Consider the following 26,142-nt stretch of genomic DNA (forward strand, 5'->3'; position numbering starts at 1 on the left):
AAATGCTTAAAATGAGGTGCAAAGGTAGGCGAAAAGAAAATAAGGACGATATTTGAAACGTTTCCTATTGGAATGCCGAACGATACCCTCTATACCAAGATTGACTCAACGGGAAAGCTCCTCCTTGCCCCCGGAAATAATCCCCGTCTACCGGCGGAAACCCTGACGGATACCGCTACCTCCCCTTCCCTCCGCCCCGACCTCGACAACCCGATCGTGATCGCCACCCTTTTACTGGTGATCCTGGCCCCGTTCCTGGCAAAATTGTTCCAGGCCATGCTCCGGCGTAAAAAATGGCGCAAAGACCTGAAAACGAATTCCCGTTCCTACCATGAGCATCTCCTGGAACACAACCACTACTACCGGCAACTTCCAGTCGAAGAACAGGTGCGTTTCCTGAAACGCGTTACTGTATTTATGCATGCCCGCGAATTCAGGTACATGAACATTGAGCCGCAGGAAAGGATGCCCATTCTGATCAGTGCGGCAGCCGTACAACTCACTTTCGGCCTCAACGAATTCCTCCTCGATCATTTCAAAGTGATCTATGTATTGAAGGAAGACTACCGCTATGGCCACTACAACATGCCTTTCATGGGACATGTGGACCATTCCGGTATTTACCTCTCCTGGAACAATTTCCTCCGCGGATTTCAGAATTACAACGACGCCCACAACGTAGGCATCCACGAAATGGCGCACGCGCTGGCTTATGTGAACTTTATGAGCGATTCCGGCCACGACCCCCATTTCCGCGGGCAGTTCAGGGATTTCTCTAAAATAGCCCGGCCCATATTTAACCGGATGCAGCGCGGCGAACAATTCCTGCTGGATTCTTATGCCGCCACCAACTACAACGAGTTCTGGGCCGTAAGCGTGGAGACTTTTTTTGAGAAACCCATGCAAATGCGCAGTGAGATGCCCGATCTTTATGAAGCCATGTGCCAGCTCCTGAACCAGGACCCGCTCGCCTGGAAAGCACTCTCCTAACAAGTATATATGTATAAAAATGTCTTTCAATAACTTATAACAGGCATTTCCATTTTCCAGCTATTCTTTCTATTTTTCCGGCACCCTCATTCCCCTACCTGGAATCCCATCCCCCGAAAGACCGTTTTCCGTATTTAATCCATTCCTGAATGGCCTTTTACACGTTTTTACCGAACCTCAAAAGGAGCCCTTATGGAAATGATCTACACTATTCTGATCGCGCTATTGATCGCAGGAGTCGTCTTCTTATGCAGGAAGGCGGGAGAAAAATGGTTCTTCAAACGCCATCTTCGGCGCTTCGCGCAGCATGCCCCGCATTACCACCAGGTGATCTCGGCCAATTTCATGTATTACAACAGACTTCCCACAGAGGAGCAGCAAAAGTTTCTATTCCGGACCTTTCTTTTCCGCCACTCCCACCGCTTCCATTATGTGGAAATCGAGGAGCACGATGAAATGCCCATCCTCATCAGCGCCGTAGCCGTGCAACTCACATTGGGCCTGGATCATTTTTTACTGAATTACTTCCGCAACATCTATGTGCTCCGTGAAGACTACCAATATGGTTATTACTCCATGCCCTTCATGGGCCACGTGGACCACAGCGGCATCTACCTCTCCTGGGACAACTTCAGGAAAGGCATCCGCCAGATGACCACGAACTCCAACCTCGGTTTACACGAAATGGCACACGCCCTCGCGTACGTGAATTTCGTTTCAGAAACGGAGGAGGATAAGCACTTCAAAAAAGAGTTCCACCAGTTCTCTAAAGTGGCACGTCCTATTTTTAACGAGATGCAGAAAGGAAAGAGCACTTTGCTGGGTGAATACGCGGCATCGAATTACAACGAATTCTGGGCGGTGAGCGTGGAGGTATTTTTTGAGAACCCGGTTAGTTTACGAAGGGAGTTGCCGGATTTGTATGAGGCGATGCGGAAATTGTTGCGGCAGGATCCGCTGTGTGCGGCATAGATTCACCCCAACCGCTCCTCCGTTTCTACCACCACATCCTTTCCTTTCTTCTGAATCATCTTATAAACAATATAATAATACAGCAACAACGCCAACCCCAGCGAAAAAGGAATCACGCAATACGGCTTCACCTGCTCATCCACCTCATAAAATTCAGCGATCATCCAGATGCTATTGGCCACGATCCACAGCGAGATGGCCAGGTTGTGCATCAATTCTGAAAATATCCTCCGGTTCCGCCAGGTGATGAACAGGGCAACGGAAATGGTGGGGAGAATCATGAATATGCCCAATGGTTTAAACAAAAGGCACCAGCAAAGGTCTTTGATGAGCCAGAAAAGGATGTGCAGGTTCTCAAGTTGACGAAAACGCGCGGGAATGGTATAAGCAGGCTTCTTTTCTTCCATATTGGTATCAGCTGATTTGTTTGGTGAGCAGGCCCCGGAAACGGTCTACCGCCGCCTGCGGTGTAATGGGCGTGTTGTCTGTAATATGTGCTGTTAGCTCTTTTGCGAACCAGGGCGCAAGCGAGCAGCCTTTGGTGCCCATCCCATTGAGTATCCCTACCCTTGGAAACACAGGATGAAATCCCACAAAAGGCCTTCGTTCCACCGTGGCAGGACGCACCGCCGCCCAATGATCGATCACTTCAAAAGGCAGTTTCAGAAAATTTTTCAGTTGCAACAACGTGTTCGTTCTGAATTGCTCGGTCGGACCAGGATCAGTGAACCGCAGTTCATAAGTGGACCCCGCCCAGAATACACCCGGCTCATCCCAGGGCACCAGCGTGATCCCCTTTTTGTAAATATTTCCGCCGGGCAATCCCGGTATGGAAAGCAACAGCGCCTCTCCCTTATTCGGGGCAAAGGGCAGCCGGGAAAAATACGGGTTATCCAGGGCCGCCACCCCATCACAACAAACGATGTATTCCGCCTCAATGTCTTTGTAATGAACAATATTTTGTTCCACCGACACTTCACTCCATTCAAAAATATCTTCCACCAACTTATTGGTGGCGACCAGTTTTTTCCGCCACGCATCCAGCATGGTCCGGAGCCTGATCCAATAGGCCGGGGCAATTTCGCCGGCCCCAAACATAAATTCGAAATAAGAACTCCATTCAGCGCCATCACTCCAGGGATTCACATAATGCGGGTCCTCTTCCGCCACTTTACGGTAAGCCTCCTGCATCTGGAAGGTGGGAAAAAAATTACGGATCGTGGTGGCCGAAATAAGTTCCTCGTTCAGCAATGCGCCCATCGCTTTGTAGTGCGTTTCCGCGAAAGGCAGCAATTGTTCGGCCATCCAGGTTTTTTGAAGCCTGCGCCCGGTTACCGGGTTGATTACGCCCGAAGCAACACGGGAAGATGTGATGCCTGGAGCTTTGTCCAAAACAATATAGCTGATTCCTGCCTGCTCGAGAAAATAACTCAGCCAGGTGCCGCAGAGGCCCTGGCCGAGGATCAATACCTTAGTGCGCATGGGCGCAAATATAAGAAAGCGGCGGGGTCACGCAATTGCTTCGTTCCTCGCAACGCAAAGTATTGTTTAAGTTGCGGCGATCACAGTTAAGAAAAGCAACATGCTCCCAAAAGACTTTAGCCAACAAATTAAGGCGTTGCGTCATTGCGTCGTTGCGTGAAAAAAAAAACACCCGCGTGAAAAAAACTATTCCTCTACCCGCAGCACACTTCCCTCACTATGCCCTGCAAACTCAGGCGCATACAGACTCTGCACCGTTCCGATGCCCGTACTGAAAACACCGGTATGCGTAATAAACAGCGGGTATTCCAACACGTGCGTTCCTTTCGGAAGCCAGTCGAAGAAGAATTGAACAGATGCGTCTTTCACCGTCTGGTAATACCCCAGTCCGTTCTTCCACTGGTAGCGGCTCAACACCTGCACAGGCTCCAGGGAAGCGGCACGTTGGTCCTTCAGGTGGACAAATTCCATGTTCCTTCCTGTGGTTACCACCATCCTCACCACGAGTTTATCGCCTGGTTTTAAAGGTGTGAGGTTGTTGATTTCCTCCAGCACCGTACCTGCATCGGTTTCTTTCTGCTTGTAATACACTCTCTTTATAGAAAGCGTGGAATCGGCTCCGGCACTTGTGATGCGATCGAGTTGCTCAAAATACTGCCAGTATACCGCACCCCAGGCTGGAAGGGCTGCACTACCTGTTCCAGCGCCGGTAATTTTAATGGAAATATCTCCCGAAGCGGCACTGATCTTATCCTGCTGCACCTGCTTTTTAAAATAGCCGGTTCCCGCTTCAATGGAATCGGCGGTCAGGTTTTGCCCGCCGATGTTTACGGAAACCACGGGCGTTTTATTCAACCAGTCGGCACCATTCATGAGCAACGCATAACAGGCATTGGCTGTGGCCACGCTGTTACCCCAATCCGTGGTTTGTTTGAGGCGCAGCAGCCAGGTCTTCATGTCGTTTACTTCGGAAGCGAAGCCGCCTTTCTCCGCAAAAGCTTCTATCAGCAGAGATTGCACTTCTACCGGAGACTGGTACCAATAGTAGCCGCCGCGGTTCTCTTTCCAGTACATGCCCTCACCCGGTGTTCTTACCGCGTATTGCCTGACGGAATTCAGCACCTGGGCCGCGCGGGAAGGTTCATTATTGCGGAGAAGCACCTGCGTGATAAGTCCCTGAACATACCGAGTTTGTTTTTGCCAGAAAGTAGCGGACTGCTTACGGTAATAAGTAAGCGCCGTCTGAACAGCTTTATCCACCGATAGATCCGGGAAGAAACTGCGCATGTACAAATGATACACCTGCTCAGCGCCCAATTGCTGGGCATCCATTTTCACCTTCTTTTTCAGGAGCAGGTTGTAATCTTCCAGGAAGCGGAGATCAAGATAAACCACTGCTTTGGCGGCCATTTCCTCCAGTTCGCCTTGCAGGGAAGCAGGTAACATGCCGTTCTTTTTCAAGCGGCCAATCCCGGTGGTAATATACTGCGTGATATACCTGTTGTCGGGACCATTCGGGAACCAACTGAATCCACCGTTGGGCGTTTGTAACGCTTTCAGTTCAGTTAATGCCTGTTGCATATCGTCTTCCACCGCGGCCATGTTCAGTAAAAACCGGAGCCTGCGCATTCTTTCCTGCTGATCGCCAGATTCAAGGACCCAGGGGGTTTCTTCCAACAGAATATTTTTCAGTTCAGGATTTTTTTCCAACGGACTTATCAATGCGGCCGAATCTCCTTTCAGCCAGGTATCGATCACCACTTTCAGGCGGGGAGATTTTTTGAAAATTGCCGCGCCAATAGCCTGCGCATATAATTTATTGAACCAGCTATCCGCCGAAGGATAAGCAGGGGTATGCAAGGAAGGCAGCGCCTGTACCACATACCAGGTGGGATTAGAAGTAAATTCCACGGTGAGCCGCTGGTGTTGCAAGGTTTCGCTTTCCCCGCTCTTTTTCAGCTTATCCCAACTGATTTTTTTCACGCCATCACCCTGTAGGAACACGGGCAATGTTTCGGTTACCAATATTTTATTCGCCAATACGGGCAGTATGGTTTCCTCTCCATCGTTGTGGTCTCCGGATCTGGCGATCATCCTTACCACCAAAGGCTTCGCGTATTGATAAGGTATCTGGATGCTAAAACGAATGGCGGCCGAACCTTTGGCTTTTGCCGTGAAATACTGGTTGGGCATCACATTCTGGAACCAGCCATCCACCGGCTTGCGCGTATCCGCGTCCAGTAACTGGAGTTCCACCTGGCCGGTCATTTCCTTATCGGTGAGGTTGGCGATTTTAGTACTGAGATCGATCCTGTCACCTTCCCGGAGGAAACGGGGAAGATTGGGTTGCAACATCAAATCCTTTTGTGTAACGACCGTTCTTTCCAGGTAGCCCGATGCCATTTCAGTGGTATGCGCAAAGCCCATAAATTTCCACCTGGTAAGGGATTCAGGGATCGTGAAGCTGAAGGATAAAGCGCCATTAGCACCCGTGGTGAGTTGCGGGAAGAAGAAAGCGGTTTCGGAGAAATTGGCGCGGATAGCGGGCTTGCTGGTATTTGGAGCGGGCGGTGGCGCTGTTTCAAAGTCTGGGACAACTTCCGGAGCGGTAAATTGTTTTCCTTCAACTTTGGATATTGCTGCAGAAGCGACTACCTCTTTTGTAACTCTATCACCTTGAACATACAACTCATCCGAGCGCATAAAATACCTGATCCGATCATTATCAAATATATTCCAAGTTTCTGGCGTAAACAATCCATCATAACTTTTCACCAGATACACCGGAGGAGCCACTTCAATCTCCTTCACCTGCGCTTCCGTTGCGCCAAAATTTCCATTCCCCTGCCAGGTCGCACCGCTGTAATTATTGGGCCAGTACGGCCTGTTCCATTGGTGCGGCTTCAGGTCATCCAGTGAGGCATCGTACATGGCGGCCAGCACTTCGGCCGTATCCAGCGTACCTTCAGAAGGCTTCACGGTAAAACTCCAGGTTTCCTTCGCGCCTGGCAATAACTTATCACGGAAAGTGGTGGTTTCTATCTTTAACAGTTTGTTGTTCCAAAAAATATTCGCCATAGTGCTGGTGGTATAAACCCGGTTGTACTTCACCGTGGTGAGCATCACATTCAGTCCGCCACGATCGGATTCATTTGTATTGATATCGAAAGCACCGTTTGTTTTATTCCCTGTAATGTGTTCGGTTACCGTATTTTTTGACCGAAAGACATCTTTCAGCAACACAGGTTTGGGAAGGTTGGTCTGCCATTGGGCAGTGAGTTTTTGACCCGGAACAGTGGGTTCAGGAATGGTCTCCAGGTGAATGCCATACATCACACCGGTTTTCTGCGCTCCGGTAAGGTGCATGTACCATTTCGTGGTTACCTGTTCTCCAAAAGCGTCCACCACACTGGCTTCCAGCATATACCAACCTGGTTTAAATGCGGGCAGCTTTTGTTCCCATTCGCCATAGGTAGTGGTGTGATAACTGGATGAATACACCGCTTCTCCTTGTTTGGGCCAGGCCATCACTTCATTTTCATTGCTGTAAATATCATGCGGAAAAGCGGCGTAATATGCTTCTTTTGACAGCACAAACTGATCCGGCCTTTCCCATAATCTTTCCCGGAAATTTCGGTCCGGCGTTTTCAACTGATGGATATGAATGGTTGCGGGTAAGGATTGTGCTGAATCGCTGCTGTTCCGGGCGAAGAGATAGAGTTGTTTCAAACTATCCGCGGGCATTTCAGCGGGCAGCGAGAAAGCAAGCGTAACCGATTTGTAACCAATACGCACGCTGGTTTGCGCCGACCTTGTTTCCCCGTTCACATCTGTTACATCGGCTTCAACCTGGTACAGGAAAACATCATTGGGATCAGCCTTCCGGTCCATATCAGCCATCGCTTTAAACGAAATGGAGAAATTCCCCTGATCGTCCGTTCTTGCGGTACCATTCAATATCACCGCGTCATTACCGGGCCGCTGTGGAGGCCATACGCTTCTTCCAAACCAGGGATAATACACGATCCAGCGTGTTCTTGTTACTTTGTAGGCAACTTCCGCATCTGAAATATTGTTCCCTGCAAACGCAAGTGCATTTCCGGAAATATACACGGAATCGTTCAGCCTGAACATCCCCGATGGCTGTTTCAATTCAACTGAAAACTTAGGGCGCTTGTATTCTTCCACACTAAAAGACGCATAGCCTTGCTGCTTCGCATCGCGCAACTGGAAGTTCCCGTTCAGCTTGTTTTCAGGCAGCCTGAAACTGGCGGCGTAGGAACCAAAACGGTTGGTGGTCACTTTCACCGAATCGATCGCCTTATAATTCGCGTCATACAAATAAAGCGTGGTGGTAATCCCGGGCTGCACCGCCTTGTAGGCGCGTGCTTCCGCAACAATCAATCCTTTCACCTGTACCGTTTGCCCCGGCCTGTAAATGCTTCTGTCGGTAAAAAGATAGGTACGGTTGGTCCTCTTTTCTTCTACCTCCTCATTATTGTTCCAGTATACCACGTATTGCGCGTCATCCAGTTGTAACCTTTCCTTCCCCCATTGCACCGCAAAGCGCATATTGTACACCTCTTTTTCCTGCGTGGTGAAAGCGGCCAATCCGTTCTTATTGGTGGTAACTGTTTCTATTTTACGCTCCGTGGATTTACGGGTATTGTAATCGTATTGGTTCATCCAGAGTTCCACCGAAGCACCGGCCAGCGGCACACCGGAATCCCTGTTCACCACATATACCTGTCTTCCTTTCTGCACAAAACCAATATTGGAAACATGGAATTGCTGCAAGGCAAGCAGGGAGGAATTGGGGGAAAAATCCGCATCGTTGGCAACCAGTAAAAGGTAGTCTCCAACGGGCAGCGCCTCATGTGCGATTTCAGTTTTATGGGTTTGGTAGTCATCGTTTACGGGCAATGACTGCATTGCGTTCCGGAAAGCCGGAAGCCCAACGATTCTTTTCCAGAAATCTTTGTTGAAATTATTATTTTTCAACTCCGTTTTTAATGCGCTGGTCATTCGTATATACCTGATATGGATACCCGAAATATTCCGGAAAGAAACGAGTGAGCGGAATGGCTGTCCGGGAACGTTCACCTGCTCTGTATGCAGTTGTATTTCTTTCGAGCGAATATCCCTTGCCAACACGGCACAGTTTGTTTTCCCTTCTGAAGAATCGGGCTGGGTAAGCACTTTGTCGCATATCGCCAACGCTTCTTTGTACGCATAGCGGTGGGTGGTATCTTCAAACGGCTGATAAGATGCTGCCTTTTCAGCAAGGTCCTCCGCGAGCAGGTACCAGGCCTGGGCCGCAGCGGGAGTTTGTCCGTACTGGGTGGTCAGGTGCCGCACACTCATCCGCCACAATTCATCTTTGTCGGACTGAACGGCATGGTCGCGAACGAAGGAAAGTCGTTTAATATCCGCGTCCAGCAAAGCATCCGGTGTTTTATCATACAAATGAAAACGGATGATGTCCTGGAACAACAACAATGCTTTATGGTACAGGGAACCGGAATCGGAGCTGGGAAATTTCACTTTAACGAACTGATCCGCCGGATCAAAAGCCGCGTTCATATTGATACGGAAAGGATCTTTCGGTTGAATGATCGTTCTTTCTTCATTTGTATAATACTCCAATGCACGAAAAGCAAGCAGGTCGTACATCGTAGGACGCAGGTGCCGCATATTACCTTTCCGGATCAATGGTTCATAAGCAGACAATTGCACCGACTGAAGTTGTTCCGGTGTTTGCAGGGAAGCCTGGTACAGTGCGCTGATCTTTTGGTGAAGATCAGCCGCGGTCCAGGTATTGATGTTATCATTTTTTTGAGCAGCCACATTTGTTCTGTCGTAAAGCCGGAACCTGTTGTTCTGGAGGTACCGCCAGTATTGTTCCGCAAGCATGTTCTGAAGAATGGCACGGGATACGCCTGCGGCGCCAGACATTTCCTTTTCCAGCATGGAGATGGATACGGGAACAGGTGCATCCTGCACGGGTTCCGTAAGAATGATCCGGTACACCAGGGCTTTCAACCTTTGCGGCTCATTCTTTTCCTGGGTGGCGCGGGCGCTGAGTTTTTCAACTTCCGCGAGCGCGTCTTTGGGTAGCCCTTTCTTATTAATCAGCGAATCAATCTTCTTCCAATGTGCCGCATACATCTTATCCGAGGTTTGTGCTTTTCCCATAAAAGGGATTAACAGCAAAAGCAAAACAAATCCGTGCCTCAAATACATACAAAACTTACTACCATACTGAACCATGCTGCAAATTTTACTACAAGTTATCAAAACAAATACCAGGTTGACTACCCTGAAGCGGGTATAGTTGCATGTAGAATGCAAAACCACAAAGTATTACATAAGCGTGTAGAAAAAACAGTGTTAAAACGGATTGACTGGTGTTGTAAGAAGTCCTACATTTGATTTTTAAAACCAGTTTTTATGCATGAAGTGAAACTGCGGACGCAGGTCCGTTATGAAGAAGATGATGAAGGGGAAGAACAATCCCTATTACGTGATGGCGGAAGGAGCCGTTATCCCCAACGCGTATGGGATGATATTGAGGCGGCTTTGGCGGAAGAGGGACCGGGAACACCTCATGAAGTAGTAAAGAAAGAAATGGAGGAATGGTTAATCGCATTAAGGGCATCAAGATCAACTGGAAGGATGTAGCAAAAGAAAGATTCAGGGAAATAACAGCTTACCTGGATGAAAAATGGCCGCCTTATGTTTCAGAGAAGTTCTTTTCCAGAACCTGGTTTGCAATAGGATGTATTGAGAAGAATCCGGGACGATACAGGCCATCAGAAAGAACAGGCATCAGGGAAGCTATTCTTCATGGAAGGTGTATGCTCCTTTATGCAGTAAGGAATGAAACTGAAATTGAAATCATTACTTTTTTTGAAACCAGGCAGCACCCGTCTAAGAAGTTCAGCGGCTATCAATAACCTGAAATCGCTTTTCTCACAGTACCGCAAACAAAAAACGGCGAACTTTCGTTCACCGTTTTAAATATGATGTTGCTGTAAAATTATTTTTTCAGCACTTCAGCCATTGTTTTGCCGATATCAGCGGGGCTGTCCACCACGTGGATGCCACATTCGCGCATGATCTTCATTTTTGCGGCTGCTGTATCATCTGCTCCACCAACGATAGCACCCGCATGGCCCATACGGCGACCGGGAGGCGCTGTTTGTCCGGCGATGAAACCAACCACGGGCTTGGTGCCATGTTCCTTGATCCAGCGGGCGGCCTCTGCTTCCATGCCCCCACCGATCTCACCGATCATTACGATACCGTGGGTATTGGGATCGTTCATGAGCAGTTCCACGGCTTCTTTAGTAGGTGTTCCGATGATGGGATCGCCTCCGATGCCGATGGCGGTTGTTATGCCCAGTCCGGCCTTGGCTACCTGGTCGGCGGCTTCGTAAGTGAGGGTACCGGATTTAGAAACGATACCAACATTGCCTTTTTTGAAGATAAAGCCGGGCATGATGCCAACTTTGGCTTCATCGGCAGTGATCACACCGGGGCAGTTTGGTCCGATCAGGCGGGTGTTTTTACCCTGGAGGTAGTTTTTCACCTTCACCATATCCTGTACGGGAATGCCTTCGGTGATGCAAACCACCAGTTCGATACCCGCGTCAGCGGCTTCCATGATGGCGTCGGCAGCGAAGGCAGGGGGAACGAAAATAATAGATACGTTTGCATTGGTTTGCTGCACAGCGTCCAGTACGGTGTTAAAAACGGGCCTGTCGAGGTGTTTGGTGCCGCCCTTACCCGGGGTTACACCGCCTACCACCTGTGTGCCGTATTCAATCATTTGGGTAGCATGGAAAGTTCCTTCCGTACCTGTAAATCCCTGTACGATGATCTTACTGTTCTTATTAACTAATACAGACATATCTGCTATTTTGGTGATTATAACTTATTGGGCGGGGCAAAGGTAAGGGTTTTAGCCTTTATTTTTCCTGTTCATCTCCATCATCCGGAGCTCCTTGGCATCCTGCAGGAACTCGGAGGCGAAAATGAAGTTGTTCAGGCGCTCATTTTTCGAGAAAATGATCTCCTGGTTGGAGCCCTCCCACTCTTTCAGGCCTTCGTACAGGTAAATGATGTGGTCGCCAATCTCCATTACACTGTTCATATCGTGCGTAACGATCACGGTGGTGGTATTGTATTCCCGGGTGATCTCCTGGATGAGTTTATCAATTACGAGCGAAGTCTGTGGATCAAGGCCGGAGTTCGGCTCGTCACAGAAAAGATAATGCGGATTTAACACGATGGCCCGGGCGATGCCCACACGCTTCTTCATCCCGCCGGATATTTCCGCGGGGAACTTCCGGTTGGCTTCATTGAGTTGAACCCGGTTGAGGACCTCGTTTACCCGTTTTCTTTTCTGTTTGTAGGAATCAGTGGTGAACATATCAAGTGGAAACATGATATTCTGCTCCACGGTCATGCTATCGAAAAGCGCTGATCCCTGGAACAGCATGCCGATTTGTTTCCGGATGTCCTTTTTTTCCTTGAAATCCATGGTGGTGAAATTCTGTCCATCGTACAGCACTTCGCCTTCTTCCGGGGTGAAAAGCCCCACCATGCATTTTGTAAAAACTGTTTTACCACTTCCACTGGAACCGATGATCAGGTTGCATTTCCCCGGCTCCATGTTCACGCTCACGCCTTTGATCACCTGCTTCTCGCCGAAATTCTTCTTGATATTGTTTACCTGGATCATCTGGTTTCTTTTGGGTTAAATTTTATCAGAGCAGCAATGCCGCCAGTATATAATCAGCGAAAAGGATGAGGATACAGCTTACCACCACCGATTTTGTGCTGGAACGGCCTATTTCCAGGGCACCACCTTTCACGTAGTAGCCGAAATAAGCCGGAACAGAAGATATGATGAAAGCGAAAGTATACGCTTTGATGAGCGCGAAGGTTACGTTGAAAGGCATGAAATTCTGCAAAAGGCCTTTATCAAAATCGGCGGTGGACACAATGCCGGACGCCTGGCCCGCAAACCTTCCTCCCCAGATGCCGAGAGCGGCGGAAAGTGTGACCAGCATCGGGATCATCAATAAAGCGCCGATTATTTTAGGCAGAACAAGGTAGGTTTTGGTGTTGATGCCCATGATCTCCAGCGCATCAATCTGTTCGCTTACCCGCATGTTACCGAGTTCACTCGCGATTTTACTGCCCACGACCCCTGCCAGTACAATACATACCAGGGTGGGTGCGAACTCCAGGATGACGGTATCCCGTACAATCTGGGCGATGGTGGATTTCGGAATGATCGGACTAACCAGTTGGTAGGCCGTCTGCAACGTGGATACCGCTCCCATGAAAATGGAAATGATGACCACGATTCCCAAAGAACCCACGCCTATCTCCGAACACTGGTGCATGAATTCCTTCCAGTACATCTTAAAATTCTCCGGCTTCGAGAACATGCCTTTCAACATCAGCAGGTACCTGCCGAACTCCGTAAAAAATGTCATGGGCCTGTTTTAGTAAAACAAAAATAACGGAAACGGATGTCACTTTTTCATCCCTGCCAGTATCAGTACTTTCATGTGGGCCTTAATGAGTTCTCCCATGGTACGGCAGTGCTTCATTTCAGGAACCTGGTGGTACTCACTCAATTCCTGTGCCAGCGAAGCGGTTTTTTCGGGCGTGGACAGTTCATCCAGCACAACGGCATCGTGCAAATCCTTGAGGCGGTGGCGCTGGGAGCGGATGCGCCGGATGATCTGGGAACGTTCTTCCACCTGGTATTGCTGGATCACATCAGGATGGCAGTGCTGAATGGCGAGGTCAACGAATACCTTGTTCTCTTTGAAGAACTGGGGCAGGTACATGTTCTTTCTGCCCTCATAACATTGCTGGTCGAAATCCATGGCGCGCATCCGGAAATGAATGTCATCAAAATCCTGGGTGATGTCGAACACAAAATTGTAACTGCGCATATCCCCCAGCAGTCGGAAGAAGCAGCGTTCATTGAATTTTACGAATTCTTTCGCGATGCGTTTAGGGTTAAATTCAGGCCTGCCGAGGTACTGTTTGATAAAGGTGTCGCCGGGCACCCCGATGATGTGTTCTTCCACCAGCGTACCGTTATCCACGAGATAGTTGATCCAGTAAGGTGAAACGATATGCTCCAGTTCCAGGCCCAGTACCCGCGAGGCATCCGCCTGTTTGATATAGAAATAGTCGTACACCTCGTTGTAGTTGTTCACGATCTTGATGCGGAAAGGATGTGAGTTGCCGAACAAACAGTAATCGATCCTTTCGATATGGAGGTGTTCTTCCGCTTCCGTTTGTCCCCCGGATTTCAGCAGGGAGTAGACGTGCTTCAGGCTTTTATTGATCTCTTCCTGTAAGGTGGGATGGTACCATACCGATTCCCATAAGGTGTCTTTCCCCGCCGAATCGTATACGGGTCGGCAGGAATCAAAATGCCGGAGAAACTCGTAAGAGATGGGCAACGGGGCTTCCCGCCCGTATCGTTTCAGGAACTTCCTGAAGTGTTTGCTGACGGGATAGGAGATTTTCTTTTTTGAGATGGTTTCCAGGGAATTTTAAATTTTGAATGATGAATTTTGGATGATGAATTGAGGTGGTAAGTTATTGCTTTTTTTCACGCAAAGGCGCAAAGGAGCAGAGACGCAAAGCGTTGTTTAGTTTACTACTTTCCGAATATACAGCGAAGTAATGCACTACCCTTAATAAATTCGAGTTTCCGTCTATTCAAAATTCAATATCCAGCATTCAAAATTTCCTACATATCCTTACTCACCTTTCTGAAACTCTTCCACCAGGGCGATTTCCGCACTTCTTCTTCCGTAGATATTTTACATTTCTGTTGTGCGTCTATTACAGCGATCAGGGTCATGTTTACGATGCTGCGCACGGAGCTGCCGAGTTGCAACACGTGCACCGGTTTTTTCAACCCGAGCAGGATGGGACCGATGGCATCGGCGCCACCCACCTCTTTGAGCAGGTTGTAAGCCACGTTGCCTGCGGTAAGATTGGGGAAGATGAGTGTGTTTACGTCCTGGTCGGCGAGTTCGCTGAACGGGTAGTTGTCGCGGAGGATTTCTTTGTTGAAAGCCACGCTGGCCTGCATTTCACCATCTACGATGAGCGAAGGATTCCTTTGCTTCACAATTTTCCGGGCATTGGCCACCAGCTTGGCTTCCGGCGAGTTGCTGCTGCCGAAATTAGAATAGCTGAGCATGGCGATGCGCGGCACCAGGTTGAAATGTTTTACTTCTTTGGCCACCATCAGGGTGATATCCGCCAGTTCTTCGGCCGTGGGATTGAAATTCACGGTGGTATCTGCCAGGAAAAGCGGGCCTCGCTTGGTGAGCAACAGGTACATGCCCGCAATCTTCTTCACGTTTTCTTCCGTGCCGATGATCTGGATAGCGGGCAGCAGTGTTTCCTGGTAGTTTTTAGTCAGCCCCGAGATCATGGCATCGGCATCTCCGCATTCCACCATCATACAGCCGAAATAATTCCGGTCGCGCATGGCTTTTTTGGATTCATAGTAATTGAATCCTTTGCGTTGCCTTTTCTGGAAGAATATTTCTCCGTAGAGCTGGCGTTTTTCTTCCATTTCATCGCTCCGGGGATCGAGAATGGGCATATCGGAGAGGTCTATGCCGTTTTCTTCGGCGATCTTTCTGATGCGCACCTCTCCCCCCAACAGGATCGGGTAGGCGATACCGTCTTCATAAACGATCTGCGCGGCTTTTAGCACCTTCACATTATCCGCATCGGCGAACACCACACGCTTGGGCGCACGACGTGCTTTGTTGCCAATCACGCGCATTACCTGATTGTCAATACCGAGCCTGCGGTTCAGTTCTTCTCTGTACTTGTCCCAGTTTTTGATGGGCGCCTGAGCCACCCCACTTTCCATGGCGGCTTTCGCCACGGCGGGAGCAACGGTTTCCAGTAAGCGCGGATCAAGCGGTTTGGGGATAATATAATTGGGCCCGAAAGAAATGTGTTTTTCGTTGTAGGCCAGGGTAACAATCTCCGGAACGGGTGTGCGTGTGAGTTCGGCCAAGGCCTTTACCGCGGCCTGTTTCATCGCCTCATTGATCTGGGTGGCCCGCACATCCAGCGCACCACGAAATATGTAGGGGAATCCGAGTACGTTGTTTACCTGGTTGGGAAAATCGGAACGACCGGTGGCCATGATGATGTCTTTCCTCACCTCGGTGGCCTTTTCGTAACTGATCTCCGGTTCGGGATTCGCCAGTGCGAATACCACAGGGTTTTTCGCCATGCTTTTGATCATTTCACCGGATACCACGTTGCCAACGGACAATCCCAGGAACACGTCGGCATCTTTCAGCGCGTCCGCCAGCACGATATTACTTTTCTTCGCGTCTATGGCGAATCTCAGTTTTAGTTCATCCAGGTCGGGACGGCCTTTGTGGAGCACGCCGTCCTTGTCGAACATAATAAAGTTTTCATATTTCGCGCCCAGCGACACATACATCTGCACACAGGCCATGGCCGCCGCGCCAGCGCCGTTCACCACGATCTTTACTTTTTCGATCTTTTTCTTTTGTATTTCCAATGCGTTTAGCAACCCGCATCCGCTGATGATGGCGGTACCGTGCTGGTCGTCGTGCATAACGGGTATTTTGAGCTGCTCCTTTAGCTTCTGCTCAATATAAAAGCACTCAGGCGCCTTGATGTCTTCCAGGTTAATGCCACCGAAAGTTGGTTCCAAAGCCTTAACGATCTGTACGAATTTTTCGGGGTCCTTCTCGTTGATTTCTATATCGAAAACATCAATATCTGCGAATATTTTGAAAAGTACGCCTTTCCCTTCCATAACGGGTTTGCCGGCTTCAGGGCCGATATCGCCCAAACCGAGTACGGCGGTACCATTGCTGATCACGCCCACAAGATTTCCTTTCGCGGTGTATTTATAAACGGTTTCCGGGTTGGCATGAATTTCCTTGCAGGGTTCGGCCACGCCGGGAGAATAGGCGAGTGAGAGATCGCGTTGGGTTTTCGCCTCTTTCGTGGGCACTACTTCAATTTTCCCCGGACGACCCTTCGCGTGGTATTCCAGCGCGTCTTCTTTTCTAAGCTGCTTCTTCATAGATTGAATGCATCATGTTTTCGGCGACCGTACAATTTTACGGAGAGCGGGCAGATTGGCGGGAGTATGTGCTCCCATAAGTTAGCTTTTTACGCAATCATGCCTGAGAAACGCCATTAATGTGAAACGCCACAAAGGTAATCATTCAGTCCTCACAGCAAAGTTTCTGACCATATTTGATAAGGATCGGTGAAAATACCGTTCCATTTATAGTTCCATTTTCAGGAACTGCCCCGTGAAACTGCCTTTCACTTTCACGAGTTCTTCAGGTGTGCCTTCAAACAAAATCTGCCCACCGCCAGCACCGCCTTCCGGCCCGAGGTCAATGACATGATCCGCTACTTTCACCACATCCAGGTTGTGTTCTATCACGAGGACCGAATTGCCCCGCTCCACCAATTTGTTGAGCACATCCAGCAAATGGTTGATGTCTTCAAAATGCAGCCCGGTAGTGGGCTCGTCCAGTATATAAAAAGTTTTTCCGGTATCCTTTTTAGAAAGTTCCGTGGCTAGTTTCACCCGTTGCGCCTCTCCTCCGCTCAATGTTACCGCCGATTGCCCCAAAGTGATGTAGCCCAAACCCACTTCCTGCAACACTTTGATCTTCCGGTAGAGATAGGGCACGTTGGTAAAGAATTCAACGGCTTCATCCACCGTCATTTCAAGCACATCGGAGATGGATTTTCCTTTGTAACGGATTTCAAGGGTTTCACGGTTGTACCGCTTGCCATTGCACTTTTCACAATGCACATACACATCGGGGAGAAAGTTCATTTCGATCACCCGCATACCACCTCCTTCACACATATCGCAACGGCCTCCTTTCACATTGAAAGAAAAACGCCCTGCGTTGTACCCGCGTATTTTCGCTTCTGGCACCGAGGAAAAAAGCGTCCTGATCTCGGTGAAAAAACCGCAGTAAGTCGCCGGGTTGCTTCTTGGTGTTCTCCCGATCGGGGACTGGTCTATTTCAATCACCTTGTCTACATGGTCCAGCCCTTTGATGGATTTGAAAGGCATCGGAGTCACCCTGGAACCATAACAATGTTTGCTGAGTATAGGGTACAACGTTTCATTGATGAGGGTGGATTTCCCACTGCCGCTTACGCCGGAAACTACGATAAACTTTCCCAGCGGAAACTTCACACTTACATCTTTCAGGTTATTGCCTGAAGCGCCTTTCAGTTCAAGCGTTTTCCCGTTTCCTTTTCTGCGGGTATCCGGTACCGGTATAGACTTATGCCCGTTCAGGTAGGAAGAGGTAAGCGTATCCAGTTTCAGCAAATCCTTCGGCTTTCCTTCCGCGACAATTCTTCCGCCGTGTTTACCAGCTTTCGGCCCGATATCGATCAGGTGATCGGCGGCCATCATAATATCTTTATCGTGCTCCACCACCAATACGGAGTTCCCGATATCCCGGAGGTTCTTCAACGCCTCGATCAACCGGTGGTTATCGCGCTGGTGCAATCCAATGGAAGGCTCATCCAGGATGTAAGTGATGCCCTGCAATTGAGAACCGATCTGCGTGGCCAGTCTTATCCTTTGCGACTCGCCACCACTCAGTGTTTTGGAGGAACGGTTCAGGGACAGGTATGTTAAACCCACATCCAGCAGGAACTGCAGCCGTTCGCGTATTTCTTTCAATACATCACGGGCAATCACATTCTGTTTATCCGACAATCTTTTCTCCACCCCTTCAAACCAAATCATCAGGTTATCGAGGTTCAGTTCACTGAGTTCGGAGATATTCTTTCCATCCACCTTAAACCAGAGACTTTCTTTCTTCAAACGTGCACCGTTACACGAAGGACAAGTATGCAGTTTCATATACCCTTCGGCCCATTCACGGATGGCATCACTGCCCGTAGCAAAGAACCAGCGCCGGATCATATTCACCACGCCTTCAAATTCTCCTTCGTAAGCGCCAGCGTTTTCAAAATCCACCGTATCGTCTGAAGCGCCTTCTTCATTGCCGTATAATAATAAGTTCTTCGCTTTTTCAGGTAATTCGGCCACTGATTTTACCAGACTGAACTTATACCTTTTAGACAATTGCTCTACCTGTTTGTACACGTGCGCTTCCCGCTCCTCGCCTATCGGCGCGATGCCACCTTCCTTAATGCTTTTGGCCGGGTCAGGAATCACTTCATCCATGTTGATCTGGTACACAGAACCCAATCCTTTACAAGTTGGGCACGCGCCATATGGGGAGTTAAAGGAAAAACTATTGGGAGAAGGCTCTTCGTAGCTGATGCCGGTATCCGCGCACATCAATTGCTTACTGTATTGCACCAGTTTATCGTCATCATTCACCAGCACAAACATCAGTTCCTTACCTACCTGTAAACTTTTCTGCACGCTCTGGCTCAGGCGCAGCTTCATTTCGGGCGTAGCCTGTAAACGGTCGATAACCAGTTCGATATCGTGAATTTTATAGCGGTCCACCTGCATCTTCGGAACAAGGTCCATCACTTCGCCATCCACGCGCACTTTCAGGTATCCTTTCTTCCGCATGTCTTCAAACAACTCGCGGTAATGCCCTTTCCGGCCCCGCACCAGTGGTGCCAGGAGCGTTATTTTCTTGTTTTTTAATTTTTGTAGAACATTCTCCACTATCTCTTCTTCGCTGAATTTCGTCATCTTTTTCCCGGTCTCGTAGCTGAAAGCCTCGCCGATACGCGCGAACAGCAAACGGAGGAAATCGTAGACCTCTGTAATGGTCCCTACCGTGGAGCGTGGATTTTTATTGGTGGTCTTCTGTTCGATGGAAATAACGGGAGAAAGGCCAGATATCTTATCTACATCGGGCCGTTCCATATCACCGATGAACTGCCTTGCGTACGCGCTGAAACTTTCCATATAACGGCGCTGCCCTTCCGCATAAATGGTATCGAAAGCGAGCGAAGATTTTCCGCTGCCACTGATACCGGTAATCACCACCAGTTTATTCTTGGGAATATTGATATCGAGGTTCTTCAAATTATGCGCCTTTGCGCCTATCACTTCAATCTGTTCCTGCACCGGTTGCTGAACCGGCTTCTTTGATGCTGCCATACTTATTGTTCGAGGATTGAAGGTACAAACAAAAAGAATCAGAAAAAGTTTCTCCCGTATACTTATATGACAATACAACCAATACGCATTAAGAATAAATACTATGGCACAAGATTTGGCTATATGGGGCAAAACCAGTCTTGAACCACTTAAAAATAAGCACTATGACTACAGTTAGACAAATGCTCGCCGGAATCACCCTGATCGCCATGATGGCGGCAGCCTGCGGGCCCATGAACAAAACAAAGAAAGGCGCCGTAATTGGAACAGCAGGTGGAGGCGCTGTTGGGGCCGTAATCGGAAAAGCTGCAGGTAATACCGCCATGGGCGCCATCATTGGTGCTACTGTTGGTGGCGTGACCGGCGCAGTGATTGGCAGGAAAATGGACAAACAGGCAGAAGAGATCAAAAACAAAGTTCCGGATGCAAAAGTGGAGCGCGTAGGAGAAGGGATTGTAGTAGAATTCAGCAGCAACGTGCTGTTTGGTTTTAATAAGGCCGATGTTACGCTGGAAGCCTCCCAAACACTGGACAAACTGATCACGGTACTGAATACTTATCCCGATACCAACCTGGAAGTTCAGGGCCATACTGATAACGCCGGAACAGATGAATACAACCAGGGATTATCGGAAAGAAGGGCAGGAAGTGCCGCAAGCTACCTGAGGTCGCATGGTATCGCATCTTCCCGCATCACCACCAAAGGTTTTGGTGAAGGTTCTCCCAAATACACCAACGACACGGAAGCCGGGCGTGCACAAAACCGTCGTGTGGAATTCCTGATTACCGCGAACGAAAAAATGAAAGCTGAAGCTGAAAAAGAAGCGAAGCAATAAGTTCATCCTATCATCAAAACTTCATAGCTCACAATTAAAACTACTACGATGAAAAAAAGAATCATCACAGCACTCACTGTATTGGCAGGTTTTGCCGGACTGCAACAAGTAAACGCACAAACAACTTTTGGAATCAGGGCTGGCGTGAATTTTCAGAACATTACCGGAGATGCGAGCAATGGCAGTAAAATGGAAAATAAACTGAAGACTGGTTTTAACGTAGGCCTGAATGCTGAAATTCCTGTTGCACCGGATTATTTTGTTCAACCTGGTGTTTTGCTTTCCACTAAAGGTGCAAAGCTGGAAAACGACAGCAAAATAAATCTATCGTACGTGGAAATTCCTGTGAACTTCCTCTATAAACCAGCACTGGGTGCAGGTAAGATGTTGCTTGGCTTTGGACCGTATGTAGGATTCGGCGTAGGGGGTAAAGTGGAATTGCCTAACGGAAATGATGTTGATATTGAGTTTGAAAATGAAATTTCAGGCTTAAGCACTACGCCAACTTTCAAAAGAATGGATGCCGGTGCAAATTTCTTGGCGGGTTATGAGTTCTCCAACAAACTCTCTTTCCAATTAAATGCGCAACTAGGCCTCGCGAAAATCAATCCTAAATATACTGGGCCTGGAACCGACGAGTCTTCCTATAAAAACACCGGTTTCGGCGTTTCCCTGGGCTACCGTTTCTAGTTCAAAAAATAAAATTTGGTAAATCCGGGATTCCGGATTTACCTTTGCACCAGTTCTTTTCAACATCGCTTATCAAGAAAGGCAGAGGGATATGGCCCGATGAAGCCTTGACAACCTATTGTGCAGCAATGCGCAACAAGGTGCCAATTCCATCCCGCGTACAGCGGGTCAGATAAGTCAGCGTCCGCTTGATTATTCAAAACAAAATATATCCAAGCTCTCCTGACTTTCCGGGAGAGCTTTTTTTATGCCCTGAAGAAAGCCCCCTGAAAAAAATTCTTGCTGAGTGGTGTCGCTCGAACAACTGTTTTTCAATTACTTAAAACTGTTTAACAATGAAAGCGACCACACAACTGATTCACAGCATTCCCGTAGATGAACAGACCGGCGCCATCGCTGTGCCCATCTACCAGACCTCTACTTTTGTACAGGAAGCCCCGGGCATCAACAAAGGATTCGATTATTCGCGCAGCAACAACCCCACCCGTGCCACCCTCGAAAAAATCGTGGCTGAACTGGAAGGCGGCAGCACGGGACTCGCTTTCGCGAGCGGTCTCGCGGCCATCGACAACGTGATCAAACTGCTCCGCAGCGGCGACGAAGTGGTTGCCGTTGACGACATCTACGGCGGAGCCTTTCGCCTGTTCGATAAAGTATATTCCCAATACGGCATCAAAGTAACCTATGTAGATACCGCTGACCTGCGGGAAATCAAAAGGGCCATAACGCCCGCCACCAGGCTCATCTGGCTGGAAACACCCACCAACCCGACACTCAAAATTTCAGATATAGCAGCCATCGCGGAACTGGCGCACGCCCACCGTGCATTGCTTTGCGTAGACAATACCTTCGCTACGCCGGCACTACAACAACCACTAAAACTGGGCGCCGACATCGTGGTACACAGCGCCACCAAATACCTCGGCGGACACAGCGACATTATAGCGGGCGTTGTGGTAACCGCTGAACCGGAATTGGGCGCAAGACTGAAATTCTTTCAAAACGCCACCGGGAACATTCTTGGACCATTCGATAGCTTCCTGCTGATCCGCGGACTGGAAACGCTCCACCTCCGTGTACGCGAACATTGCCGGAATGCACTGGCCATTGCGAAGTACCTCGAACAACATCCGGCCGTAGACAAAGTATTTTATCCCGGGCTCAGTTCCCACCCCAACCATTTGCTGGCGGCTAAACAACAATCGGCATTCGGTGGTGTGGTATCTTTTACTTTGAAAGACGATACCGAAGCAGCGGCAAATGCATTCGTTATGTCAACAGAGTTGTTCAAACTGGCGGAAAGTCTGGGTGGCATCAAAAGCCTGCTCTGCCATCCCGCGCAGATGACACACAAATCTATTCCCGCGGATATCCGTCGCGCCAACGGTGTGGCCGATAGCCTGATCCGACTGAGCATCGGACTCGAAGACAGCGAAGACCTGATCAACGACCTGGAACAAACCTTCAAAAGCATCTATCAATCAGTTATAAAAAAACACGCGCCGGCTTTTGCCTGAGCGCGACTTATTCATCAATAAAAATCTGAACACGATAACCATGGAGGCACACAAACAATTAACGATCGGACTTTTCGGTTTTGGCGTAGTAGGCGAAGGATTGTACAAAGTTTTGCAGAAAACGCCTTCACTGAAAGCATCCATCAAAAAGGTCTGTATAAAAGATGCGGCTAAAAAAAGGAACGCTCCGGCAGAACTATTCACCACAGATGCAAACGAACTGTTGAACGATGCGGAAATCAATGTGATCGTGGAAGTGATCAACGAAAGCGAACCCGCTTTCCAGATCGTGAAAACCGCGTTGAACAACGGAAAAGACGTGGTGAGCGCCAGCAAAAAAATGATCGCCGAACACCTCACTGAATTGCTGGAACTACAGGAAAAAACCGGGCACTCCATGCTGTACGAATCCGCAGCCTGCGCATCCATCCCGGTGATCCGTAACCTGGAAGAATACTACGACAACGACCTGCTGCATTCCATCAAAGCCATCGTGAACGGGTCCACCAACTATATCCTCACCAAAATGTTCGAGGACAAACTGGAATTCAAACAGGCGCTGGTACAGGCGCAGCAACTGGGCTTCGCCGAAGCCGATCCCAAACTGGACGTGGAAGGTTTCGACGCTGCCAACAAATGGACCTTCCTCCTTACCCATGCCTACGGCATCATCACGCGCACGGAAGGCATCGTATTCAACGGTATCCAGAACATCCAAGCCACAGACGCCAATGTTGCACGGGAAAAGAATTACGAGATCAAACTCGTGGCCCAGGCACAGAAACTGGAGAACGGAAAAGTAGCCGCCTTCGTGCTGCCGCAATTCGTGAAACACGACGACCACCTTGCCTTCGTTAAGAACGAATACAATGGCGTAGTGATAGAAAGCGGTTTCGCCGACAAGCAATTCTTCTACGGTAAAGGAGCAGGCAGTTTCCCTACCGCCTCCGCTGTACTGAGTGATATCGCCGCACTCCGCTACCAATACAAATACGAATACAAAAAACTGTATCACCATACACCGCACCAACTCGGCAACGAATTCTACATGCGCGTGTACGTGAGCTTCACCGACTGGAAGCATATCCCCCGCGAAAAGTTCGAATGGATCGAAGAATGGCACGCCCATGAAGAAAGGAACTACCTCGTTGGTGTGATCGCGTTCAAAGAGCTGGAACAAAACAACTGGTGGAAAGAAAACGCCACCTCGCTGATTGTTACCCCCGACGCGGTGATCGAAGACGTGGAGATTAGGAAGCTGAAGAAGAAGAGCCTGGAACTGGCCGGTATCATCTAGTTGCCGATTAAAACACGGTACCCGGTGGCACCGCTATAGCGGTGCCACCGGGTACCGTGTTTTTCTTTTAACCTACTCAGTGATTTCCTTTTTGCTGAAATGAACGTTTTCCCCGGTTTTGGGGAAAACCGGTGCCACCGACGTTGTTTTCTCACCCCGCAAGGGGTGTTTCCACGTTGTCATTTTCGGTGATTTTCTCCTAAGCCCCCACCCTCACACTTTCAGCTTTGTTCCTATCTTGCAGGCATGAGCAGTTCATTCACGATTTCGCATTTAACGCATACTCTTTCAGGAAAGAAAATTTTAGATGATGTTTCTTTTTCTATTCAACCGCAGGAACACTGGCTGATCACCGGGGCATCGGGCAGCGGAAAAACCACACTCGTTGAAATGCTGGCCCATTACAGGTTTCACGAAGGTTTTATTCATGCCGAAGGCAAACCACGCATGGCATACCTTCCACAACAACACCAGTTCAAAACACGGTCGAATACCAACGATTTCTACTACCAGCAACGTTTCCAGTCGATGGATTCCGAAGACAGCGCCACGGTTACCGAATACCTCGGGGAAGAACACCTGCAGCAAACCGCTATCAGGCAATGGATACATGCATTTCAGCTCGACACCTTGCTGAAACGCCCGCTGATCCAGCTTTCCAACGGTGAAAACAAACGGGTGCAACTTGTGAAAGCGCTGACCACCGAACCCGAAGTGCTTATTATGGACAATCCGTTCCTGGGCCTGGATGTGCAGGGGCGCGCCATCCTGCACCGTGGCATGGAAGAACTTGCCGAACATGGCATTCAATTTATCATTACGGGACCATCCAAAGAAATTCCGATATTCATCACAGATGTACTGGTGCTGGAGAAGGGCAAAGTTCACTTCTCGGGCAAACGAAAGGAATATCATCCCGAAAAAGAACCAGAGCACACCACAGTTTTGCCCGACCTTCCCGAAGGCATGCCTGCCCTGAAGGCCTCCTTCTCCACGGCAGTGGCCCTCCGCAACGTCACAGTGCGCTACGGGGAAAAATATATTCTGCAACAACTGAACTGGACCGTCAACAAAGGAGAGAAATGGCTGCTTTCGGGTGCGAACGGGAGTGGGAAATCCACCCTGCTCAGTCTGATCACCGGAGATAATCCGCAGGCTTATGCGAACGATATTACTCTTTTCGACCGGAAGCGCGGTTCGGGAGAAAGCATCTGGGACATTAAAAAGAATACCGGTTACGTTTCCCCCGAACTGCACCTCAGTTTTAACTCCTTCTCTCCCGCCTCCGATGTGATCGGCTCAGGTATCTTTGATACGATTGGCTTATTCCGGCCACTCAGCGCCGCTCAGGAAAAACTGATCCGCGGTTGGTTACGCATCCTGAACATTGAGCAGTTGTATGAGCACGCTTTGGTAAGACTTCCACTCGGCACCCAACGGTTGCTCCTGGTTATCAGAGCGTTCATCAAAAACCCGCCGCTGCTGGTACTGGATGAACCCTGCCAGGGGCTGGACGACATGCAACGCGATCAGGTGCTCTGGCTCACCGATATGATCTGCGCCCAGCCGGAAACCACGCTCATTTACGTGAGCCATTATGCCGATGAAGTGCCATCCTGCATCACCCACCGGTTTCAACTGTAAGATGTATCTTTGGCCTTCCTAAATACACATCAGATGAAAAAGATTGCATTCGTCCTGGCACTACTTGCCACCGCTCATTTCTCCAACGCGCAGCCACCGGAAGGTCCTGCAAAGCCCGGCGATGTTTACGGTGCGCCCGTAAATGAAAAAGGCGCCGTGAACATCACGAAGATCCCGGCACAACTTGAAAAGAAGGATAGCTTTGCTACAAAGATCGTAGCCACAGTGATTGATGTCTGCCCTAAAAAAGGCTGCTGGATCAACCTGAAAATCGACGACAACACTACCGCCTTCGTAAAAATGAAAGACTATGCATTCTTCGTTCCCACCGACCTGAAAGGGAAAACGGTAGTGCTGGAAGGAGACGCGTTCCTGTCTACCACATCCGTAGATGAATTGAAGCATTACGCCAAGGATGCCAAAAAATCAAAAGAGGAAATTGACGCCATTACGGAACCAAAAAAAGAGATCAGGTTCCTGGCGAGCGGCATTAAGGTAGTGAAATAATCACACCTGAAATAA

General features: G+C 49.1%; 19 protein-coding genes and 1 riboswitch. Of the genes, 10 read left to right on the forward strand and 9 right to left on the reverse strand.

Annotated features, from left to right (window positions below; genetic code table 11):
* The first annotated feature begins 72 nt into the window (after positions 1–72).
* Entirely contained in the window at positions 73–990 is a 918-nt protein-coding gene (locus M4J38_RS18345; protein WP_251761264.1) for a zinc-dependent peptidase, read from the forward strand.
* A gap of 192 nt (positions 991–1,182) precedes the next feature.
* On the forward strand, positions 1,183–1,962 hold the full coding sequence (locus M4J38_RS18350) for a zinc-dependent peptidase (RefSeq protein ID WP_251761265.1): 780 nt from the start codon (positions 1,183–1,185) through the stop codon (positions 1,960–1,962).
* Positions 1,963–1,964: 2 nt separating this feature from the next.
* Here M4J38_RS18350 and M4J38_RS18355 read toward each other — a convergent pair whose 3' ends face one another.
* From M4J38_RS18355 to M4J38_RS18365, 3 genes are all read right to left on the reverse strand, one after another.
* On the reverse strand, positions 1,965–2,369 hold the full coding sequence (locus tag M4J38_RS18355; protein ID WP_251761266.1) for a hypothetical protein: 405 nt from the start codon (positions 2,367–2,369) through the stop codon (positions 1,965–1,967).
* A gap of 7 nt (positions 2,370–2,376) precedes the next feature.
* Positions 2,377–3,444 (reverse strand): FAD-binding oxidoreductase, encoded by a 1,068-nt coding sequence (locus M4J38_RS18360; RefSeq protein WP_251761267.1) that lies wholly within the window; start codon positions 3,442–3,444, stop codon positions 2,377–2,379.
* 186 nt (positions 3,445–3,630) lie between these two features.
* On the reverse strand, positions 3,631–9,639 hold the full coding sequence (locus tag M4J38_RS18365) for an alpha-2-macroglobulin (protein WP_251761268.1): 6,009 nt from the start codon (positions 9,637–9,639) through the stop codon (positions 3,631–3,633).
* 255 nt (positions 9,640–9,894) lie between these two features.
* Here M4J38_RS18365 and M4J38_RS18370 point away from each other — a divergent pair, with 255 nt between their 5' ends.
* Together M4J38_RS18370 and M4J38_RS18375 are read left to right on the forward strand one after the other, a co-directional pair.
* Positions 9,895–10,125 carry a hypothetical protein gene (locus M4J38_RS18370; RefSeq protein ID WP_251761269.1) on the forward strand — a complete coding sequence of 77 codons (231 nt, stop codon included), beginning with the start codon at positions 9,895–9,897 and terminating at the stop codon, positions 10,123–10,125.
* Positions 10,080–10,400 carry a type II toxin-antitoxin system RelE/ParE family toxin gene (locus M4J38_RS18375; protein WP_251761270.1) on the forward strand — a complete coding sequence of 107 codons (321 nt, stop codon included), beginning with the start codon at positions 10,080–10,082 and terminating at the stop codon, positions 10,398–10,400. The genes M4J38_RS18370 and M4J38_RS18375 overlap by 46 nt, the downstream gene beginning before the upstream one ends.
* 83 nt (positions 10,401–10,483) lie before the next feature.
* Here the strand turns inward: M4J38_RS18375 and sucD are convergent, their stop codons facing one another.
* The 6 genes from sucD to uvrA form a co-directional block, all read right to left on the reverse strand.
* A complete protein-coding gene (gene sucD, locus M4J38_RS18380; protein ID WP_251761271.1) occupies positions 10,484–11,356 on the reverse strand; it encodes a succinate--CoA ligase subunit alpha in 873 nt (290 codons plus the stop codon).
* 51 nt (positions 11,357–11,407) lie between these two features.
* Positions 11,408–12,190: an ABC transporter ATP-binding protein gene (locus tag M4J38_RS18385; RefSeq protein ID WP_251761272.1), complete on the reverse strand. Its 783-nt coding sequence runs from the start codon at positions 12,188–12,190 to the stop codon at positions 11,408–11,410.
* A gap of 25 nt (positions 12,191–12,215) precedes the next feature.
* Positions 12,216–12,953 carry an ABC transporter permease gene (locus M4J38_RS18390; protein WP_251761273.1) on the reverse strand — a complete coding sequence of 246 codons (738 nt, stop codon included), beginning with the start codon at positions 12,951–12,953 and terminating at the stop codon, positions 12,216–12,218.
* Positions 12,954–12,992: 39 nt separating this feature from the next.
* Positions 12,993–13,940: a hypothetical protein gene (locus M4J38_RS18395; RefSeq protein ID WP_251761274.1), complete on the reverse strand. Its 948-nt coding sequence runs from the start codon at positions 13,938–13,940 to the stop codon at positions 12,993–12,995.
* A 293-nt stretch (positions 13,941–14,233) separates the two neighbouring features.
* The gene (locus tag M4J38_RS18400) at positions 14,234–16,582 is read right to left on the reverse strand and encodes an NADP-dependent malic enzyme (protein ID WP_251761275.1); all 2,349 of its coding nucleotides are present in this window, start codon (positions 16,580–16,582) and stop codon (positions 14,234–14,236) included.
* Positions 16,583–16,789: 207 nt separating this feature from the next.
* The gene (uvrA, locus tag M4J38_RS18405) at positions 16,790–19,636 is read right to left on the reverse strand and encodes an excinuclease ABC subunit UvrA (protein ID WP_251761276.1); all 2,847 of its coding nucleotides are present in this window, start codon (positions 19,634–19,636) and stop codon (positions 16,790–16,792) included.
* A gap of 164 nt (positions 19,637–19,800) precedes the next feature.
* On the opposite strand from uvrA, the gene M4J38_RS18415 reads away from it, so the two are divergent.
* The 6 genes from M4J38_RS18415 (at position 19,801) to M4J38_RS18440 (ending at position 26,127) form a co-directional block, all read left to right on the forward strand.
* On the forward strand, positions 19,801–20,472 hold the full coding sequence (locus M4J38_RS18415) for an OmpA family protein (RefSeq protein WP_308217833.1): 672 nt from the start codon (positions 19,801–19,803) through the stop codon (positions 20,470–20,472).
* A 48-nt stretch (positions 20,473–20,520) separates the two neighbouring features.
* Positions 20,521–21,162, forward strand: coding sequence for a porin family protein (locus tag M4J38_RS18420; protein WP_251761277.1), 642 nt, complete (start codon positions 20,521–20,523; stop codon positions 21,160–21,162).
* 66 nt (positions 21,163–21,228) lie between these two features.
* A riboswitch (SAM riboswitch) is annotated at positions 21,229–21,341 on the forward strand.
* Between the two features lie 156 nt (positions 21,342–21,497).
* The gene (locus tag M4J38_RS18425; protein WP_251761278.1) at positions 21,498–22,679 is read left to right on the forward strand and encodes a PLP-dependent aspartate aminotransferase family protein; all 1,182 of its coding nucleotides are present in this window, start codon (positions 21,498–21,500) and stop codon (positions 22,677–22,679) included.
* A 40-nt stretch (positions 22,680–22,719) separates the two neighbouring features.
* Positions 22,720–23,976: a homoserine dehydrogenase gene (locus M4J38_RS18430; protein WP_251761279.1), complete on the forward strand. Its 1,257-nt coding sequence runs from the start codon at positions 22,720–22,722 to the stop codon at positions 23,974–23,976.
* Positions 23,977–24,222: 246 nt separating this feature from the next.
* Positions 24,223–25,620: an ATP-binding cassette domain-containing protein gene (locus M4J38_RS18435; protein ID WP_251761280.1), complete on the forward strand. Its 1,398-nt coding sequence runs from the start codon at positions 24,223–24,225 to the stop codon at positions 25,618–25,620.
* A gap of 33 nt (positions 25,621–25,653) precedes the next feature.
* Positions 25,654–26,127 (forward strand): DUF4920 domain-containing protein, encoded by a 474-nt coding sequence (locus tag M4J38_RS18440; RefSeq protein ID WP_251761281.1) that lies wholly within the window; start codon positions 25,654–25,656, stop codon positions 26,125–26,127.
* The last annotated feature ends 15 nt before the right edge of the window (positions 26,128–26,142 follow it).

Source organism: Parasegetibacter sp. NRK P23 (assembly GCF_023721715.1).
GTDB lineage: Bacteria > Bacteroidota > Bacteroidia > Chitinophagales > Chitinophagaceae > Parasegetibacter.